Genomic DNA, 19,467 nt, shown 5'->3' with positions numbered 1-19,467 from the left:
GTCAAGAAAAAACTTCCTGACGCTCAAAATTATGTATTGTTTTAGAAATTATTCTCCGTAAGAAGCAGCAATAAATTCTTCGTAAGTTACTTCTTTAGTTGTTGGATTTGCTTTTTCTTTAAACAATTCTAACAATTTCTCCGCAACAACTTGCTCAGAAAGTCTTTTCACCTCTTCTTGGTTAGATAAAACTCTAGCCACAATTCCTTGAACTTCTTCGTCAGTTGGGTTAGTTTGACCAAATTGAGCCATTTGTTGTTTGATAGCGCCTGTTGTAAAAGCTTTCAAATCATCAAATGTAATTTGGATATTACTTTGAGCCATAGCTTTTCCTTCTATTAATTGAAAACGTAAACCTTTTTCAGATCTTGCGTATTCAACTTCAGCTTCTTCTGCAGAAAGTTTTTTCTCTCCAACAGTTTGTAACCATTTTTTAAGGAATTCAGCTGGTAAATCAAATTTTGTGCTTTCGATCAAGAAATCTTGAACGTCTAACAATAATTTTTGATCTGCTTGTTGTGCAAATTGAGCTTCAGCGTCTTCTTTAATTTTAGATTTTAAATCTTCTAAAGAAGCTACTTTTCCTTCTCCAAAAAGTTTATCAAATAACTCTTGGTTTAATTCCGCTAATTCAGCTCCGTTGATCGCTTCAATTGTAAAGTTTACTTCGATATCTAAACCGTGAACATCATCATGAGATACTTTTAAGTAATCCATTAATTGGTGATCATCTTCAAATAAACCTTTTGTGCTTACTGCAACAACATCTCCAACTTTTTTACCGATGAATTTATCTCCAGCAGCTTTATTGAAAGTAGATAATGAAATTGTAGTTGTATTGTTGATACCTTTTTCTTCGTTTGAGAAAGTTCCAGTTAAATCAGAATCTGCAGACACCACTTCTTGCGGGATTGCTTTTCCGAATTGTTTTTGGATACGTTCAACTTGACCGTCGATTAATTTATCATCAGCCGTTACGATATATTTTACGATATTATTTTTTGCTTCTAAATCAATTTCGAAGTTTGGAACTAAACCAATTTCATATTCGAAAGTTAGTTCTTCAGCATCCCAATCAAAGTTTTCGTTTTCTTTAGTAAGAGGAGTTCCTAAAAGATTTAATCTTTCAGATTGAACAAAACGCTCTAAAGCTAAATCAACTACTTTTTTAACTTCTTCTTGCTTGATCGCTTTTCCGTATTGTTTTTCAACAAGGTCTTTAGGAACTTGTCCTTTTCTAAAACCTTTCACGGTAGCCAATGGCATTTTTTCGTTTATTCTTTTTGCTACTTGACCTTTATAATCCATGTGAACAACGTTTAATACAATCGTTTCATTCACAGCGTCTATTGCTACTCTTTTAATATCCATCTTCTTCTTTAATTTACATAATAAAATTGGGTTGCAAAATTATAAAATTTTTGCAACCCAACCAAGTTTTTAATATATTGTATTTGAAGTGGTTTTTAAGTCACTTTTTATTTATCGTCTCCTACTATTTTATATGTAATAGATTGCAGAATAGATAATATAACACTAAACCATAAAGCTGTCCAGAATGAATCAACTGCAAATCCTCCTACAATATTAGTACACAACAAAATAATAATGGCATTAATAACCAATAAAAACAATCCCAATGTAATCACTGTAACCGGCAATGTTAAAATAACCAATATTGGTTTTATAAAAAGATTCAATAACCCTAAAACCACTGCAACGATAATTGCTGTAGTAAAACTGGCCACATGCACTCCTGTAAGAAAGTTAGCAATTAACAAAACCAAAGCAGCGGTAACAAGAAGTCTGAGTAATAATTTCATATCTTTTTCTTTTTAAAATTTTAATAAAAGTAACAAATTTTTCATCAAAAAAATTACTCTTTTAAAAACGTTGTTGTCAATTCAAAAAACATTTTTGGATTTTCAGCATGAAGCCAATGCCCTGCATTTGGAATAGTTTCTAATTTAAAATTTGGAAAATGTTTTCGAATATCTTCAAGATCTGAATCCTGAATATAGCCTGAATTTCCACCTCTTATAAATAATGTTGATTTATCAAAAACCAAATTATCTGCCAGCGGTTTTCCTATTGCATCTAAATTATTATTAAAAACGGCTAAATTAAATCTAAATGCCAATTGTCCAGGTTCCTTCCAATATAAATTTTTTAATAAGAACTGACGAGTTCCAAAATCAGGTACGTATTGCGCTACTATTTCTTCAACATCATTTCGGCTTGGTTTTACAGAAAAATCAACTGCATTTAATCCTGCTAAAATATCTTGATGATGCTGTTTATAGAATTTAGGGCCAATATCTGCAACAATTAATCTATCTACAATTTCAGGATGTGTTGCCGCAAAAAGCATGGCTACTTTTCCACCCATTGAATGTCCGAGGATATCAATTCTAGTTAGATTATTTGCATTACAATATTCAAATACATCCTGAACCATTGCTTCATAACTCCATTCATCAGAATGAAAACTACGCCCGTGATTTCGTAAATCTAAAATATGAACCTGAAATCCCGCTTCTACATATTGTCCCGCAAGTGTTTTCCAATTATCAGACATACCTAGAAATCCGTGCATGATGATAAATGGTTTTCCTTCGCCTTCTATTTTTGAGTATAACATTTATATTTTTCTTTTAAAACTAAAACAAAGGTAAAAAACTTATCCATCAATCTCTAATGGCATAAATTTGCTTCATTTTTTTAACAAAAAAAAGTCTACCTTTTACGGTTTCCCGTAACAAAGAACCAAACTTAAAATGTACCTTGCAGCGTAAATTTCGATATACGAAAAAACCTACTTTAATTTAATTTATACACAAACCATGATCAGAAAATTTCTTTTATTATCATTAGTTGTTTCTCAACTTACAGTTTCTTGCTCTAGTGAAGATAGTCCTGAGACGACAACTGAACAAACATTAGCAGAACAAATTGCTGAAATCGTTAAACAACCGTACTCAAAATTAACTCCAGCAGATCAAAAAATAAAATTAGAAGCTGAAGCTAATGAAATGCTGACTCAGTTAGACAAATCAAAAAGCTCAAGCGCTATTGAAGCAATAGAAAATTTAAACCGTTTGTTAGACATTAGCACTGTTGATATTTTTAACGGAAAAAATGATAATAAAGTAGAAGATATCTTAAACATTTCTGGAGTTTACGGTATCTACACTTGGAATAACGCTAAAAAAAGCTGGGATAAAACAGATTCAAAAACAGAATTAAAATTTGCTTTCCCTGCTAAACAATCTCAAACGGCAAACAATACTGTTTTTTCTGCAAAAGGAGTATCTTCTGATGTTAAAGTTAAATATTATGATGGTTACCTTAGTAGTAATAACGGAGGAAAAGAAATCTACGACTCTATTTTCCTTCCTAGCTCATCTGATGCGACTTTAACAATTGACAATGCTCAAGCAGCTACATTTACTCAAACTGCAAAATATTCATCTAAAAATGCATCACCTGATGAGTTTGCATACAAAATGACATTAAATGATGGCTATACTTGGGAAATGAGCGGTAAAAAAGGTACCGAAACTACTGCTAAAGCTGTTCTTACGTACAATGGAAAAAATTTGATCGACTTTAATTCAGGCAGTACTGCTAACATTGATGGTTTAATCGAAAATGATGAATTAATTCAATACAGAGGAAAAGCAAATGGGTTATTCAAATTAATGGACAACTTTATTATTGTTGCCAATATGGATTTAGCTACTGATGGGGCTGACAAAATTGCTTTAGAAAAAACACTTCCAAATCCAGTTTACAGCACCAAAACATATTATTCAGATATAAACACAAGCAATCTTAAGTATTCTGAAGGTGCCGTTTTAAACTTCAACAAAAACATCAAGTTGATTTTAGTATCTAAAAAAGATGGAACTAAAATAGCTGATATTGTTCAACGAACTGAAAAATCAGGATCTTATCCACGTTATGTAAAATGGGTTGTTGACACAAAAAATGAAAATGGCGGATACTGGACTTATGACTCTAATGATACAAGTATAGTTACTAATGAATATGACGAAGTGCTTTACTTAAAATTCAGCGACAATACCGAAGCTTCATTTAGCACTTATTTCTCTAAAGGTTTTGAAAAATTTGAAACTAGATTTGAAGATTTCATCAAAGCTTTTGATAAAAACTAATAAGTCTTTAAAATAGATTTAAAAGCCGATTTGATACATTTCAAATCGGCTTTATTTTTTTGGCGGCGTTTTCACAATAATAGTACTTTGCCCATATCCTGCCCAAATACCAATTCCGCCCGTTACATTAGATTTCAAACTTGTATTTGCTGGATAAATTGGATTTCGACTGTTTACAATTTCGTTTTGCCAGCTGTTCCAAAAATCTAAAGCGTCTTTATTTTGAGTTCTTAATTTTACATATATTAAATCCCCATCGGCAAAATAAGGCGTAAACTTGGTTTTAGGAAAAAGCAAAACACCTCTGTTTATTTGAACTGAAACCGATGCTTTATCAAAATTTTTATCATCTAAATTACCATAAAAAGATGGAACGAAAATTGGTTCTTCGCCATCAATTTTTGTTGCAATCTGATAATAGTTTTTTTCATCTAAAGGATCATCAAATTTCACAAAAATGTATCCTGTAGTATCTGATGCATTCTTTTTTACATACTCGGCACTTTGAAGCTTAACAGATTTCGGAATTGTGGTTACTGCTTCTATCTGACGGTTTAAATACTCTATTTTAAGTGAATACTTTTTTCCAGATTCTCCTTTTAAAACGGAACCATAATACACAAATGGTGGAACTCTATTTTTATCATTTTTCACTCTCAAAACTTCTGATGTTAACCCATCAGAAATAGTGATTTTTGCCGATCTAATTACATGATTTAAAACATTAGTCGAATCAATCACATCTGTAACAGGAATACTGCTAGACAATAGAACCTCAGCATAATCTCCCTCTTCAATCCATCCTTCAACGACAACTTTAGACTCAAGACTTTTTTGCTCGCTAAAATCATCTTTGGAACAACTCACTATTACTAAAGCAAAAAGAAATAATATATACTTTTTCATGTCTTAAAATTTAAATCTCCAACTTACTGAAGGCAAAATTCGATACAAAACCTTCTTCTCTTGTTTGACAATTACGCTTGATTTATCTTCATTTACCTGAACATTCAAAACAACATAAATTGGATTTTCTATATTAAATGTATTGTAAATAGAAAAATTCAATGCACTTTCTTTTTTATTTGTTTTCAGAAAAAAATAATTAGCAGAAACGTCTGTCCGGATATAATTTGGCATTTGGGCATTATTGTATCCAGAATATTCTTTGACTGGATTATTGTTTATAAAATACCACGAAGTAGGCATTGTGAACCGGTTACCTGAACTAAATATCTGCGTAATACCAAAATTCCACCTTGCATTTAAATCGTACATTCCCACAATCGAAAGATTATGCCGCCTGTCGTATTTCGCAAAATAAGTATTTCCGTTATTTAGTTTATCAAAATTTCGATCTGACCAGCTTAAGGTATAACTTAGCCAACCTGTAAATTTTCCACTGTTTTTTCTCAGCATCATTTCAAATCCGTACGCTTTTCCCTTTCCAACCAGCAAATCATTCTTTAAAGTTGTGGTTTCATTAAACTGAGTAATTCCATACGGATACTCTAATAAATCCTTCATCGAGCGATAAAATCCTCCGAATGATGAACTGATTTTTTTTGAAAAACTCTGATTTGATCCAATTGCAAATTCGTCAGATGATTGTGGTTTAATTCCATCAGAACTAGCAATCCAAAAATCCGTAGGAATCCCAACACTTGAAGTTGTTATTAAACTCAAATACTGATATTGTTTATTGTACGAAGCATAAAAAGAATACTTATCGTTTGCATAATAATTTACAACAGCACGCGGCTGAAAATGCAAATAAGAATCACTAGATCCAGAAGTATAATAATTAATCCTAAGTCCTAATTCAGCGGTTACGTTCTCAAAAAGTTTTGGCTTTGCTGTTATAAACACAGCGGCTTCATTTGAATCAATTGCATTATCCTGCGAGGCATTATTATTAGTCGTCAAATTCTCAACATTGACTTTTTGAGGCTGTAAATCATGATAAACATATTGCAATCCTGACTCGAAAGGGATATTTTTTATGGAGTATCGAACTGAATTTGTAAATCCGAAATCTTTAACAAATGAGGAAACTCTAAACTGAATTGTTGCTTGTTCCATACTCAAATCATTAGAGTATTGACTAAAATAAACAGCGTTTGACATGCTTGTTTTTGGAGAAAAAGTAGTTATTAAAGATGGAGATACTGTAAAATTATTCCATTTCAAACTGGTTCTAAGCGCCAAATTTTCATCTTTTACTTTCAGCTCATCACCACTTACAAAAGCATCTATCAAAAAAAGATTCTTTTTTGAAACTTGAGACACAAACGTAAAATTTCCATCTGAAAATCCATATTTCATATCTTGAACATCATTGTTTTCTGAACCTGATTTAAGCAGCGGTCCAACAATTTCGTCTATATATGTTTTCCTTCCAGAAATATAAAAACCTGTCTCATTACTAACTGGAATAGCCAAAGTTAATTGTGAAGCCAGAATTCCAATATTCCCCTGAATAGAGAAATCTGATGGTGCTTTTTTATTCGAATTCAACAATGTAGTCGAACTTAAGCGTCCTCCATATTTTGCATTTGAACTTGATTTATCAAACTCAACATCCTTGATATGATCTGTATTATAAAAAGGAAAAATCCCTAACAAATGTGACATTCCATATATTGAAGTTCCATTGTACAAAATAGCATTATGCCCAGGATCGCCGCCGCGTACATATAAATAACCATTTGCATCACCAGAATTTTGAACTCCGGGAGTTAATTGCAGAAGTTTAATAATATCGGTCGTTCCTAAAACTGTTGGGACTGATGACAATTCTTTTAAATTAAAAGACAGCTTTCCTCCTGACAAAGTAGTTATGCCATTTTTTTTATCATTAGATATGATTACTTCTTTTAAAAGAGAAACATCTTTTTCTAAAACAACTGAAATTACAGTGTCTTTAACACAATTAAAGCTAATCGATTTTTCAAGATAACCTAATCGATTAACAATCATTTTGACTTGTCCTAAAGAGATCTTTGCAGAAAAATTGCCCAGCGAGTCAGATGCAGTAAGATAATGTTGATTATTTGCATCGAAAGTAATAGCTGCACCAGCTAAATTTTCGTTTTCAGAAGATTGTACCTTTCCAACAATGACTTTTGTCTGTGCAATTATATTGGAAAAACAGAATAAAAAAAAGAGAACAATGAATTTTCGCACTTGATTTTAATAAGAAAAGTGCGAAAATAAACAATTATAACCCAATTATGTCAGGTTATAATTGTTTAATTTTTTAAACTTATTTCAATTTATTCAAATACATATTCACAACATTATCCAAGCCTAGATAAAGCGCTTCTGAAATCAAAGCGTGACCAATAGAAACCTCTAATAATCCTGGAATGTTTTGTTTAAAAAACTGAATATTATCTAAACTCAAATCGTGTCCTGCATTTATTCCTAAACCTAATTCATTTGCCAATTCTGCTGCTTTAACATAAGGATCAATTCCGTTTTTATTTCCTAAGTCGTATTGATGTGCAAAAGCCTCAGTATACAATTCAATTCTATCTGTTCCCGTTTTTTTTGCCCCTTCAATAACTTCCAAAACTGGATCTACAAAAATAGAAGTCCTGATTCCGTTGCGTTGAAACTCTTGAATAACTTCTGTTAAATAAGATTGATTTGCAATCGTATCCCAACCTGCTGAAGAAGTAATTGCTCCAATTGCATCTGGAACTAATGTTACCTGATCTGGCTTACATTCGAGAACTAAATCAATAAAATTATGCTGTGGATTTCCTTCGATATTGTATTCTGTAGTAACGATTGCTTTTAAATCGCGTGCATCTTGATAGCGAATATGTCGTTCATCTGGACGCGGATGAATCGTGATTCCCTGTCCTCCAAAACGTTGTATATCTACAGCAACTTTTAATAAATCAGGAACATTTCCGCCGCGCGCATTTCTCAGCGTTGCGATTTTATTGATATTTACACTTAACTTTGTCATATAAATAGATAATTAATTCTAGTAACACTATATTTGTTACGACAAAAATACAAAGTAAAACGCAGCAGTTTTTGGTATTTTTTGATTATTTTGCATGAAATATCTCCAATTGATTTATGACAGAAATTACAAACTATATCACCAATGATTTCGGACCAATTGATGGTCAGGAAACTATAGCATCGGTTCAAGACTTTTTTGCCGAGGTAAATTTTTCTCATTTCCCTGTTTTGGAGGAAGGAATTTTCATTGGAAGTATTTCTTCTGATGATGTTGAAACTTTTGATTCAGACAAAAAAACAATTGATTACAAATATACTTTAGAACGTTTTTTTGCCAGAAAATCTATGATTTGGCTTGATGTTTTAGAAGTTTTTGCAAAAAACCATACTAATACTATTCCCGTTCTTGACGAAAACAACTCCTATGTCGGTTATTATGAAATAGAAGATATAATGAAGTTTTTTCAGGAAACTCCTTTTATAAAGGAACAAGGCGGAATTATTATCGTTCAAAAAGGTCTTTTAGATTATTCAATGAGCGAGGTAACACAAATCGTTGAAAGCAATAACGGAAAAATACTAGGCTGTTTTGTCTCTGAAGCTGATTTAGAAAATGTTCAAATTACCATAAAAATAGGATTGGGTGCAATGAATGAAATAATTCAAACCTATAGAAGATATGGTTATGAAATAATCTCAGAACACCAAGAAGACACCTATATTAACAGCTTAAAAGAACGCTCTGATTATTTAGACAAGTATCTTAATATTTAAATTAGAAAATTCTCAATTAAATAAATTAACACATTCCCTCATTAGCTAATTAAGAAGAATGAAAATAGCCATTTACGGACAATATTATCAAAACAGTACCGAACCTATCATAAAAGACATTTTCACGTTTTTAAGTTCCAATAATGTGGAAATGGTAATTGAAGAAAACTTCCTAAATATGCTTTACGACAAGCAGCTTATAAAAAAGGAATACAAAACTTTTTCACCAAGCACTACTTTAGATGATAGTTTTGAAATGCTTATTAGTATTGGCGGTGACGGAACAATTTTAAGAGCCGCTGCCTTAGTTCGTAATTCGGGCGTGCCACTTTTAGGAATTAACGCCGGTCGCTTGGGCTTTTTAGCTAAAGTGCAAAAAGAAAATATTGATAGTTTATTGCAATTTGTTATTGATCAAAATTACACTACTTCCGAAAGAACATTACTTGGTATAACCTGCGAACCAAAAAATGATGCTTTCGCGGAACTTAACTTCGCCATGAACGAAGTAACAGTCAGCAGAAAAGATACTACCTCGATGATAACCGTAGAAACGTATTTGAACAATGAATATTTAAATTCTTATTGGGCAGACGGTCTAATTATTTCTACTCCTACAGGTTCTACAGGATATTCATTAAGCTGCGGCGGACCAATTTTAACGCCAGACGTAAAAAGTTTAGTCATTACTCCTATTGCGCCACATAACTTAACCGCAAGACCACTTGTTATACCAGATGACACAGAAATTAAATTGCGTGTTTCAGGCAGAGAAGATCAATATTTAGTTTCATTAGATTCTAGAATTTCATCTGTAAAAAATGAATCGATTCTAAAAATCAAAAAAACAGATTACAAAATAAAAATGGTCGAGATACCAGGCGAAACCTTCTTAAAAACATTAAGAAACAAATTGCTTTGGGGAGAAGACAAGAGAAACTAACCCTTTTTCTTACTCAACACTATACGATAACAGCACATTTTCTCGTTCTGCCTGTAGTGAATCATCATTAAATGTCTCGAAATCATATTGTAAATTGAAAAAAAAGCACATTTATGTAAAGGAACGTTGATTCGTATCGATAATTATTATATTTGCACGCAATTCTGAATTAAATGAAGAAAATTTTTAATTTATTGTTATGTTTTTTTCCCTTTATTACACTAAATGCTCAAATCAATGAGATTGGTGCTTTTCTTGGCGGAAGCAACTTTGTAGGCGATGTGGGAAGCACAACTTACATAAACCCTGACAAACTGGCTTTTGGTGTTTTGTATAAATGGAATAAAAGCCCTCGTCACTCTTATCGAATTTCCTACACGCAGTCAACTGTCGCAGGAAATGATTTAGATTCAGATGAAACAGGAAGAAACAGAAGAGGATATCGTTTTGAAAATAATGTAAAAGAAATCTCTGCAGGTTTGGAGTTCAATTTTTTTGATTTTAATTTGCATGATTATCACAGAAAAATTACTCCTTATATATACTCTGGATTAAGTTTTTTTATTTACGACGGATTGTATCGCTATGCAACAAGCCCAAATGTTACACAGAAAGTAAACTCAAATTCGTTTGCAATACCAATGACATTGGGTATAAAATCAAATATAACGCCTCGCTTTGTCTTAGCAGCCGAAGTTGGAGCACGATATACATTTACAGACAACATTGATGGAAGCAATCCAAAAACCAGCAATGCAAACATTTTAAAATTTGGAAATTTAAATAACAATGACTGGTATGTTTTCTCAGGTTTAACATTAACGTATACCTTTGGACAAAAACCTTGCTATTGCGCAGAATAATACAATGAATTTAATAGACTCTATAGATCAATCAAACTTACCTAAACATCTGGCCATTATTATGGACGGAAATGGACGCTGGGCTAAACAACAAGGCTTTTTAAGAGCATTTGGACATGAAAATGGCACAAAATCCGTTAAAAAAACAATTACAACTTGTGCTAAGCTTGGTATCGAGTACTTAACCTTATATGCTTTTTCTACAGAAAACTGGAATCGTCCTAAACTAGAGGTTGAAGCATTAATGAAGATTTTAATCAATTCATTAAAAAAAGAGCTTGTTACGCTTCAAGAAAACAACATTCGACTTAATGCAATTGGAAATCTTGAAAAATTACCAAAATCTGCTCAAAGAGAACTGCTTGATGTAATTGACAAAACAAAAAACAATACTCGTCTTACGCTAACTCTTGCTCTAAGTTACGGATCGAGAGAAGAATTGGTAAATGCCGTTAGAATCATCAGTGATAAAGTTAAAAATAATATAATTTCAATAGACGCTATTGACGATTCAATTATAAATGAGCATCTTTACACGCAAAATTTACCTGATGTAGATTTGTTAATACGAACAAGTGGAGAACATAGAATAAGTAATTTTTTGCTATGGCAGATCGCCTATGCAGAATTGTATTTTACTAATGTCTTGTGGCCAGACTTTAAAGATCAAGATTTATATGAGGCTATTATTAGTTATCAAAAAAGAGAACGTAGATTTGGAAAAACCAGTGAACAAATTAAATAATTTTTTAGTGTTACAAAAAAGAATACAAATAGTCTTTACCCTTTTACTTTTGGGTAGTTTTTCACAAATTAAAGCACAAGAAAGAGTTCCTTTTGATCAAGGAAAAAAGTATATACTGGCCAAAGTTTCTGTAGTTGGTAAAATTAGCTTTAACGAACAAACTGTAGTAACATTTTCTGGACTTCAAACAGGTCAGGAAATAACTGTACCCGGAGAAGAAATTACCAGCGCAATTAAGAAATTAGGCAAGCTTGGTCTTTTCGACGAAATCGCTTTTTACATTAATAAAGTTCAAAATGACAGTATTTATTTAGATTTAAATATTGTTGAGCTCCCAAAGCTTAATGAAGTTAAAATCACTGGTGTAAAGAAAAGCAAAATCGAAGCTTTAATTAAGGATAACAATTTGACCAAAAACAAAATTGTAAACGAGAACTTAATTACTACTACAAAAAACTACATCGAAAACAAATACAAAAAAGACGGTTTTTACAATACTAAAGTCACTATTACAACAACACCAGATACAATTGCCGGTAATCAGGTTAATATGTTGGTACGTATAGATAAAGGTGACAAAGTAAAAATCAGCAACATTGACTTTATTGGAAATAAACAACTTACAGAAAGTCAATTAAGAGGAGCTATGAAAGACACAAAACAGAAAAATGTTTTCCGTGTTTTAAAAGCCTCTAAATTTATTCCAGAAAAATACAAAACTGACTTAGAAAAAGTTATTTCTGCATACAAAGAAAAAGGATATCGTGATGCACGTATTATTTATGACTCTGTTAAATACAACAAAGAGAAAAATATGCTTGGCATTAAAATCAATGTTGAAGAAGGAAACAAGTATTACTTTGGAAACATAAAATTCTTAGGAAACACAGTTTACTCAGATCAGCAGTTAAATCGTTATTTAGGAATCAAAAAAGGAGAAGTTTATAATGGTGTAATGCTTGAAAAAAGAATTGCAGATAATTCAAAACCTGACGGGGAAGACATTACAAACTTATACCAAAACAATGGTTATTTATTCTCAAAAATCAATGCTGTAGAGGTAAAAACTGTAAATGATACTATTGATTTTGAAATTAGAATTACTGAAGGTCCAATTGCATATTTCAACAAAATATATGTTACGGGTAACGACAAAACAAATGACCACGTTATTTATCGTGAGTTAAGAACTAAACCAGGAAACAAATACAGCAAAGAAGAACTAGTTAGAACAATTCGTGAAATTGGACAATTAGGATTCTTCGATCCTGAATCTATCAAACCTGAATTTAGAAATGTTGATCCAGGAGCGGGAACAGTTGATATTGAATACCAATTAGTAGAAAAAGGATCAAGCCAGGTTGAGCTTCAAGGAGGTTACGGCGGAGGTGGTTTCATTGGAACCCTAGGTCTATCTTTCAACAACTTCTCGGCGAGAAAATTATTTAACAAAGATGCTTACAAACCACTTCCAATGGGAGACGGACAAAAAGTAGCACTTCGTTTACAAGGAAGTACTTATTTCCAGACTTACAGTTTATCATTTTCTGAGCCTTGGTTTGGAGGAAAAAAACCAGTACAATTTAGCTCATCTATCTCATACAGTAAACAGTTTAATAATAATTATGTTACAAGAACTGTTGATAGAAGCCAAAGTTTTAATATTTTTACAGTACAAGTTGGTTTAGCGAAACGTCTTACTGTGCCGGATGATTACTTTGTATTATCACAATCTGTAAGTTATCAGCATTATGATTTGAATAATTACTATACTGGTTTGTTTACTTTTGGTAACGGAGCATCTCGAAACCTTGCTTATACAATAGGAATTTCAAGAAGCAATAAAGGGGTTAACCCGATATTCCCAACTTATGGTTCTGAGTTTAGTATCTCTGCTAAAGTAACACCTCCATATTCTTTATTTAATGGAGTAGATTATGGAAATTTAGCTAATGAAAAAGAATACAAAACAAGATATAATGGCACAACCACTATGACAGGAGCTGATGGGCAACCAATAAATCCTGGAGATTACACAAAAAGTGAATCTATAAATGGCAGTAATCAAACGGTAAGTGTGGGATCTGATTATGCAAATGCAGATACAGATCAAGCTAAAGTGGATCAGAAAAAATACAATTGGTTAGAGTATTATAAAGTTAAATTTAAAGCAGACTGGTATACTAAGGTATATGGTAAATTAGTTTTAAGAACATTAACAGAATTTGGTTTCTTAGGTGCTTACGATCAATCTAGAGGTGTTGTACCATTTGAACGTTTTTATTTAGGAGGAGATGGTATGGCTAACTACTCTATGGATGGTAGAGAAACTATACAGTTAAGAGGTTATCCAAACAACTCATTGACGCCAATTATTGAAGACAAAACAAGTTCTAGATACGGGCAGCAAATTGGAGCAACTATTTACAACAAATTCTCAATGGAGTTACGTTATCCAATAACATTAAAACCATCTGCATCGATCTATGCATTGACGTTTTTAGAGGCTGGTTCATCATATCCAACATTCAGGGATTACAACCCGTTCGATTTATATCGTTCTGCTGGAGCTGGTTTACGTGTATTCATGCCTGCATTTGGATTATTAGGTATCGATTTTGGTTATGGTTTCGATGCTTTGCCAGGATCTGTTACAAACAAAGCAAATGGTTGGGAAACTCACTTTATTATTGGACAACAATTTTAGAAATAATACGTTTGGTTAAAAATCATCGAATAAAGTAATGTTATGAGAAAACAATTTTTATTTATATTTTTAGCCTTGATTGTAGCTAATACAAGTCAGGCACAAGGCAAGACAACTAGAATTGGCTATATTGATATGGAATATATCTTGGAAAATGTTTCTGATTATAAAGAAGCAAAGTCACAATTAGAGTTGAAAGCTCAAAAGTGGAAACAAGAAATAGAAACAAAAAAAACAAACATCAATACGCTTAAGGAAAACCTTAAAGCAGAAAAAGCTTTGTTAACCAAAGAATTAATTGATGAAAAAGAAACTGAAATTAAGTTCTTAGAAAACGAAATGCTGGATTATCAGCAAAAACAATTTGGAGCTGACGGAAATTTAATTCGACAAAAAGCTGCTTTGGCAAAGCCAATTCAAGATCAGGTATTTACTGCCGTTCAAGATATTGCAGAAGCTAAAAATTACGATTTTATTTTTGATAAATCATCAGATTTGACAATGCTTTTCAGCAACAAAAGATTTGATATCAGCGATCAGGTTATACGCATCTTGAACAGAACTGACAAAAGAGAACAGTTGACGAAAAAACAATTGAAAGATCAGGAAGTACAAGAAAGCAAAGAAAATGCTATCGATGAAAATCCTGCTATGGCTGATCGACAAAAAGTTCTAGATGAAAGAAAAGCGGCTAGAGAAAAGCTTATTGAAGACAGAAGACTGGAGCAAGAAGCTAAGAAAAAAGAGTATGATGACAGGAGAAAAGCGATACTAGAAGAAAGAGAAGCTAAAAAAAATGGCACGGTTTCTGAACCAGCAAAGTCAACTCAGGCAGCAAAAACAACCGAAGCAGTTAAAACGGATGGAACAACAGCAAAACCTGCTGCTGCTGCTGCTGCCACAACAACAGCTGAACCTGCGGTAGATAAAGCCGCCGAAAGACAAAAACTTTACGAACAGCGTAAAAAAGAATTAGAAGAAAGAAGAAAAAAAATATTAGAAGAAAGAGAAGCGGCGAAAAAAGCAAGAGAGGCCGAAACACAAAAAACTAATACGACCAATAATTAATTAATATTTTAAAAATGATGAAACAAATCAAAACTTTACTAATTGCTGCAATACTAATTTTAGGAGCAAGTAACACAATGAACGCACAGGCGAAGGTTGCCCATGTTGATGTAAGCGACATTATGTCGAAAATGCCTGCTATGCTTGATGCTCAAAATCAACTGCAAAAATTAAGTGGTACGTATGATGCTGAATACAAAAAAATGGTTGATGAGTATCAAACTAAAATCAAAAAGTACGAAGCTGAAGCTGCAACTGTAACAGAAGCTGTTAATGGAGATCGTTCTAAAGAAGTTCAAGACATGCAAAAAAGAATTGTTGAGTATAGAGACAATGCTCAAAAAGAATTGCAACAAAAAGAAACTGACATCGTAAAACCATTAATGGAAAAAGTAAGAGCTTCTATCCAAAAAATTGGAAAAGCTAAAGGTTTCCAATATGTTTTAGATGGTTCTACTCTATTATTAGCTGATGGTCCAAACATTACTGCTGATGTAAAAAAAGATTTAGGATTCTAATAAAAACGAATTCGCTAATTAAAACTGTTCAAATTTTTAAAAAATTTGAACAGTTTTTTTTTACATTTACTTAAAATAAAAAAAACATATCATTCGCTGATTACAATTAATTTCAACTATCATTTTGTTTCAAAAAATACTAAATTTGTACTATGACAAACGATAATCCTATAGGTGTTTTTGATTCTGGAATTGGAGGAACTTCAATTTGGAGCGCCATTCATAACTTACTTCCAAATGAAAAAACAATTTATCTGGCCGATAGTAAAAATGCTCCTTATGGTCAAAAAACCAAAGAGCAGATTGTTGCCTTAAGTAAAAAAAATGTAGACTTTTTACTGGATATGAAATGCAAGTTAATTGTTGTAGCATGTAATACAGCAACAACAAATGCTATTCGAGAACTCCGAAATGATTATGATATTCCATTTATTGGAATTGAACCTGCAATAAAACCTGCAGCCAATAACTCTAAAACACAAGTCATTGGTATCCTGGCTACAAAAGGAACATTAAACAGCGAGTTGTTTAATAAGACTGCAGAAATGTTTCAAAACACAACAATTATTGAACAGGTTGGTTATGGGCTTGTTCAGTTAATTGAAGATGGAAATTTGTATTCTCCCGAAATGACACAGCTTTTAGAATCATACTTGCAGCCTATGATAGATGCAAACATTGACTATCTAGTTCTAGGATGCAGCCACTACCCCTATTTAATTCCTCAGATTAAAAAGATTCTTCCTGAACATATTCAGATTATAGATTCTGGAGAAGCAGTAGCAAGACAAACTCAAAATATTTTACGCGATAAAGTAGGTTTTACAACAGCTCAAAAAAGCGAACCTATATTTTATGTTAATTCAAATCCAGTTGTTTTAGATTCCATTTTAGAACATAAATACAACGTAGTCCAAAAAGATTTTTAATTTTATTCTATCTTTCTTTTAACAAACCAAATACCATCTAAGGATAAGTTTACAGAAAGTTTATGATAGTTTTCTTTAATTAAATTATTTGAAATGCTTCCTTTTTGCCCGTATGAATATGAAATATTTAAGGCTGAAAAAGTATTTTCGATAGGCAGATTAACTCCAATTGAAATCGAAGCATTGTTAATTCTTTTTCCGTCTATTTCGAGATATCCCGTATCAAAATTTGCACCAGCAGAATATTTGACTCTATCCCAATACTTTCTGTAATTACGTTTTTCGTTAAAATAAGTAAAACCAAGCGCAAACCTGTCTTGGTTTACATAATCTCCATAGAAATCAGATTGGTTTGTATCCTTCCATAAGCTTTTTTCATAATCGAAAGTCATGTTCAAAACTTTTTTGAATCGTTTACTAATACCAATTCCAATTTCTAAAGGCATATAATAATCATCTACATCAGAAACTGCTTCAGATTGAATATCACTCACCACATTATCGTTTATTGACTCAACCGACTGTACTTTTGAACCTTTAATTTGTGCTGGCAATTTGACTGTTGCAGCAATAGTAAATGTAGAATCAATTTTATACTGAGTTCCCAATGTCGCACGAAGTCCGTTGTAATCTGTTTTTTTATGTATGGTAGTGACCGAATTGAGAATTGTAAAAACTCTATCATCAACAGTGTTTCCAAACAACAAAGCTGCAGATGCTCCTACTGTAAGTTTTTTACCAAATCGATACCCATAAGAAAAATCAAAATTGTTCAATCCGCCCGAACCTGTAGCCGATAAACTATAGGATTCCTGACTATCTGCAATTGGCAGAATAAGATTAGAAATTTTAAATGCAGAGCTAGAATATGGACGCAATGCAACGCTAAAACCAGAATTTTTAGTTACTGGAAAAGCAAATGCAATATGTGAGAACTGAAAATTGTTGCGATTCTCTGTTTTTAAACTGCTTTGATAAGTTGTAGCAATAGCTTTACCGCCAATATCAAACATAAAATGGTTTAGCGGAAGTGAACCCAATGAAGCTGGATTCAGATTATTGATAAAACTATCTGACGGCAGTGCGATTCCTGCGGATCCAATTAAAGGAAGCGATCCAAAATCGGCATCGTATAAACTACCTACTCCATACAATGAATACGGCGAACTTGAAATACTTTGAGAAAATGATGCAAACGATATTAAAATGGCGCAGTAAAAAAAAACTATCTTATTTTTCATTTAATAGGAGATGTAATATATTTTAAGTTGAATTTTATTGTTTAAATGCTTCTGATCTCCTAAAACAATTCTATTTACAGTTTTCGAAATACCCGGAAGCGTTAGGATTAAAGAAGATTTAGAATCAGAAGATCGAAGCATTTCTTTTTGTAGAAAATTACCCAGCGGTATCGTATATCCGATGTTTTCATTGAACTCATCACTTTTCTTATTCAAAATACCATAAACTGCAGCTCCAGCAGAATTTAGCAATGAACTGCTGATTCTATTCAAATTGTCTCCTACGTATATTTTTAGGGAATCTGCCAACGGATATTTTTCAGAATAAGAATTATTGACTGGTTTTAAAATCAATTGTGCGTCGACAATGGCGCCGTTATCTGAAATATATTTCAACTGTCTTAAATTTGGAAAATCGATACGACAGGCAACTCCTGTTCCAGACTGAATAAATCCCTGTTTGTTAGTTGCTGCACTCGAAAGTTTACTACTGGAAATAGGAAGATTTTGAATTAATGTTCCTGTTTTATCTAAAGAAATAGAATTGAACTGTTTTGTGGCATCCAAAACAGAAAAATCGATAACAAATGGAACCTCATCGACACCTGCCTGATATCTGGAGTAATACAAACGCACTAAACTCTTAGAGGTATTAAACCCAATAACACTTGCCGAATTAGATGACGATGGTACAATTACAAGTCCCTTTAGATATTCTGTAAAAGTGTCAAAATCAGAAATATCTCTTTTCTTTATTCTTTGAAAAAGAGCTTCACCAAATGCATTACTCATTTTTATATTAATAGAATCTTTTCCAACTGGACGAGGCTTGTATGAGAATGTTCCCAAACTTTCCTCATCGTAACTCAAACTCGAATTATTATAAAAACTTCCAGTATCAGTATTTGGCTTTACTTTTTGCGTTAAACGATGAATATTAAATGTTTGAATTTTAGTTGTATCACCGTAAAAATAGTTATCATACTTTAAAACCATAGAAATGGAATCAAAAACATAATTAACATACTCCGTATCAGAACCGCCATTATTTAAAGCATAATTATTTGATGACAACTGAAAATAACTATTCGATTTTACCTTACCAAAAATAGGATCATCATAATTTCCAACTAAGATTCGACTTTGATTTGAAGTCACCAGCGAATCAAAATTTATTGTAGACATCTCGACCGTTACAGTATCGATCATAATAACCTTATTATTCAACGCTAAATAATCAGATCCTACGACAAATTCTCCAGTATCAGTATCTGTTCCGCATGAAAATAATGTAAAGGCAAAAAACAACATAAATAACAACTTGCGCATAATCGATTTTTTGCGCAAATATAAAGTGGCGCTCTCTAGACACCACTATAACATATACAGTCTTGCATTTTCATCCTATAAACAGTAAAAAAACATCTATAATAGATAAAGTGCTGTCAATAATTCATTCGCCTTAAAAAAGCATGATTTAGTCTATCAAAAAGGGCAATACATATATCTTCTTTTTTTAA

The 19,467-nt window shown here is 32.3% G+C and carries 17 protein-coding genes; 9 read left to right on the top strand and 8 right to left on the bottom strand.

Annotated features, from left to right (window positions below):
• Positions 1-48 precede the first annotated feature (48 nt).
• From NLG42_RS08225 to NLG42_RS08215, 3 genes are all read right to left on the bottom strand, one after another.
• Positions 49-1,371, bottom strand: coding sequence for a trigger factor (locus NLG42_RS08225; protein WP_257683459.1), 1,323 nt, complete (start codon positions 1,369-1,371; stop codon positions 49-51).
• A gap of 107 nt (positions 1,372-1,478) precedes the next feature.
• Positions 1,479-1,823 carry a phage holin family protein gene (locus NLG42_RS08220; protein ID WP_089059128.1) on the bottom strand — a complete coding sequence of 115 codons (345 nt, stop codon included), beginning with the start codon at positions 1,821-1,823 and terminating at the stop codon, positions 1,479-1,481.
• 53 nt (positions 1,824-1,876) lie between these two features.
• The gene (locus NLG42_RS08215) at positions 1,877-2,641 is read right to left on the bottom strand and encodes an alpha/beta fold hydrolase (protein WP_257683458.1); all 765 of its coding nucleotides are present in this window, start codon (positions 2,639-2,641) and stop codon (positions 1,877-1,879) included.
• 202 nt (positions 2,642-2,843) lie between these two features.
• Between NLG42_RS08215 and NLG42_RS08210 the strand changes: the two genes are divergently transcribed.
• Positions 2,844-4,178 carry a hypothetical protein gene (locus NLG42_RS08210; RefSeq protein ID WP_257683457.1) on the top strand — a complete coding sequence of 445 codons (1,335 nt, stop codon included), beginning with the start codon at positions 2,844-2,846 and terminating at the stop codon, positions 4,176-4,178.
• Between the two features lie 51 nt (positions 4,179-4,229).
• On the opposite strand, the gene NLG42_RS08205 is transcribed toward NLG42_RS08210, so the two are convergent.
• The 3 genes from NLG42_RS08205 to NLG42_RS08195 all read right to left on the bottom strand — a co-directional run bounded on the left by NLG42_RS08205 (position 4,230) and on the right by NLG42_RS08195 (position 8,157).
• The gene (locus NLG42_RS08205; RefSeq protein ID WP_257683456.1) at positions 4,230-5,084 is read right to left on the bottom strand and encodes a DUF4249 domain-containing protein; all 855 of its coding nucleotides are present in this window, start codon (positions 5,082-5,084) and stop codon (positions 4,230-4,232) included.
• Between the two features lie 3 nt (positions 5,085-5,087).
• Positions 5,088-7,364: a TonB-dependent receptor plug domain-containing protein gene (locus NLG42_RS08200; protein WP_257683455.1), complete on the bottom strand. Its 2,277-nt coding sequence runs from the start codon at positions 7,362-7,364 to the stop codon at positions 5,088-5,090.
• A gap of 79 nt (positions 7,365-7,443) precedes the next feature.
• Entirely contained in the window at positions 7,444-8,157 is a 714-nt protein-coding gene (locus NLG42_RS08195; RefSeq protein WP_089059123.1) for a pyridoxine 5'-phosphate synthase, read from the bottom strand.
• Positions 8,158-8,273: 116 nt separating this feature from the next.
• On the opposite strand from NLG42_RS08195, the gene NLG42_RS08190 reads away from it, so the two are divergent.
• The 8 genes from NLG42_RS08190 (at position 8,274) to murI (ending at position 16,706) form a co-directional block, all read left to right on the top strand.
• The gene (locus NLG42_RS08190; protein ID WP_089059122.1) at positions 8,274-8,933 is read left to right on the top strand and encodes a CBS domain-containing protein; all 660 of its coding nucleotides are present in this window, start codon (positions 8,274-8,276) and stop codon (positions 8,931-8,933) included.
• 58 nt (positions 8,934-8,991) lie between these two features.
• Positions 8,992-9,876 (top strand): NAD kinase, encoded by an 885-nt coding sequence (locus tag NLG42_RS08185; protein ID WP_089059121.1) that lies wholly within the window; start codon positions 8,992-8,994, stop codon positions 9,874-9,876.
• A 173-nt stretch (positions 9,877-10,049) separates the two neighbouring features.
• A complete protein-coding gene (gene porG, locus NLG42_RS08180; RefSeq protein WP_257683454.1) occupies positions 10,050-10,739 on the top strand; it encodes a type IX secretion system protein PorG in 690 nt (229 codons plus the stop codon).
• A 4-nt stretch (positions 10,740-10,743) separates the two neighbouring features.
• Entirely contained in the window at positions 10,744-11,484 is a 741-nt protein-coding gene (locus NLG42_RS08175; protein WP_089054504.1) for an isoprenyl transferase, read from the top strand.
• Entirely contained in the window at positions 11,417-14,191 is a 2,775-nt protein-coding gene (locus NLG42_RS08170; RefSeq protein ID WP_165768083.1) for a BamA/OMP85 family outer membrane protein, read from the top strand. The genes NLG42_RS08175 and NLG42_RS08170 overlap by 68 nt, the downstream gene beginning before the upstream one ends.
• 42 nt (positions 14,192-14,233) lie before the next feature.
• Positions 14,234-15,259 (top strand): OmpH/Skp family outer membrane protein, encoded by a 1,026-nt coding sequence (locus NLG42_RS08165; protein WP_257683453.1) that lies wholly within the window; start codon positions 14,234-14,236, stop codon positions 15,257-15,259.
• Positions 15,260-15,273: 14 nt separating this feature from the next.
• A complete protein-coding gene (locus tag NLG42_RS08160; RefSeq protein ID WP_257683452.1) occupies positions 15,274-15,777 on the top strand; it encodes an OmpH/Skp family outer membrane protein in 504 nt (167 codons plus the stop codon).
• Positions 15,778-15,929: 152 nt separating this feature from the next.
• Complete coding sequence (gene murI / locus NLG42_RS08155; RefSeq protein WP_089059118.1) at positions 15,930-16,706, top strand: glutamate racemase; 777 nt, start codon at positions 15,930-15,932, stop codon at positions 16,704-16,706.
• Positions 16,707-16,708: 2 nt separating this feature from the next.
• On the opposite strand, the gene NLG42_RS08150 is transcribed toward murI, so the two are convergent.
• Positions 16,709-17,947 (bottom strand): BamG family beta-barrel-assembly machinery protein, encoded by a 1,239-nt coding sequence (locus NLG42_RS08150; protein ID WP_257683451.1) that lies wholly within the window; start codon positions 17,945-17,947, stop codon positions 16,709-16,711.
• Positions 17,948-19,276, bottom strand: a complete 1,329-nt coding sequence (locus tag NLG42_RS08145) for a DUF4270 family protein (RefSeq protein ID WP_257683450.1) — start codon at positions 19,274-19,276, stop codon at positions 17,948-17,950. It abuts the gene before it with no gap.
• Between the last annotated feature and the right edge of the window lie 191 nt (positions 19,277-19,467).

Origin of the sequence: Flavobacterium plurextorum (assembly GCF_024638035.1) — a bacterium.
Classification (GTDB): domain Bacteria; phylum Bacteroidota; class Bacteroidia; order Flavobacteriales; family Flavobacteriaceae; genus Flavobacterium; species Flavobacterium plurextorum.
Note: the sequence above shows the minus strand (reverse complement) of the source record. Positions and strands in the feature narration are given on the sequence as shown.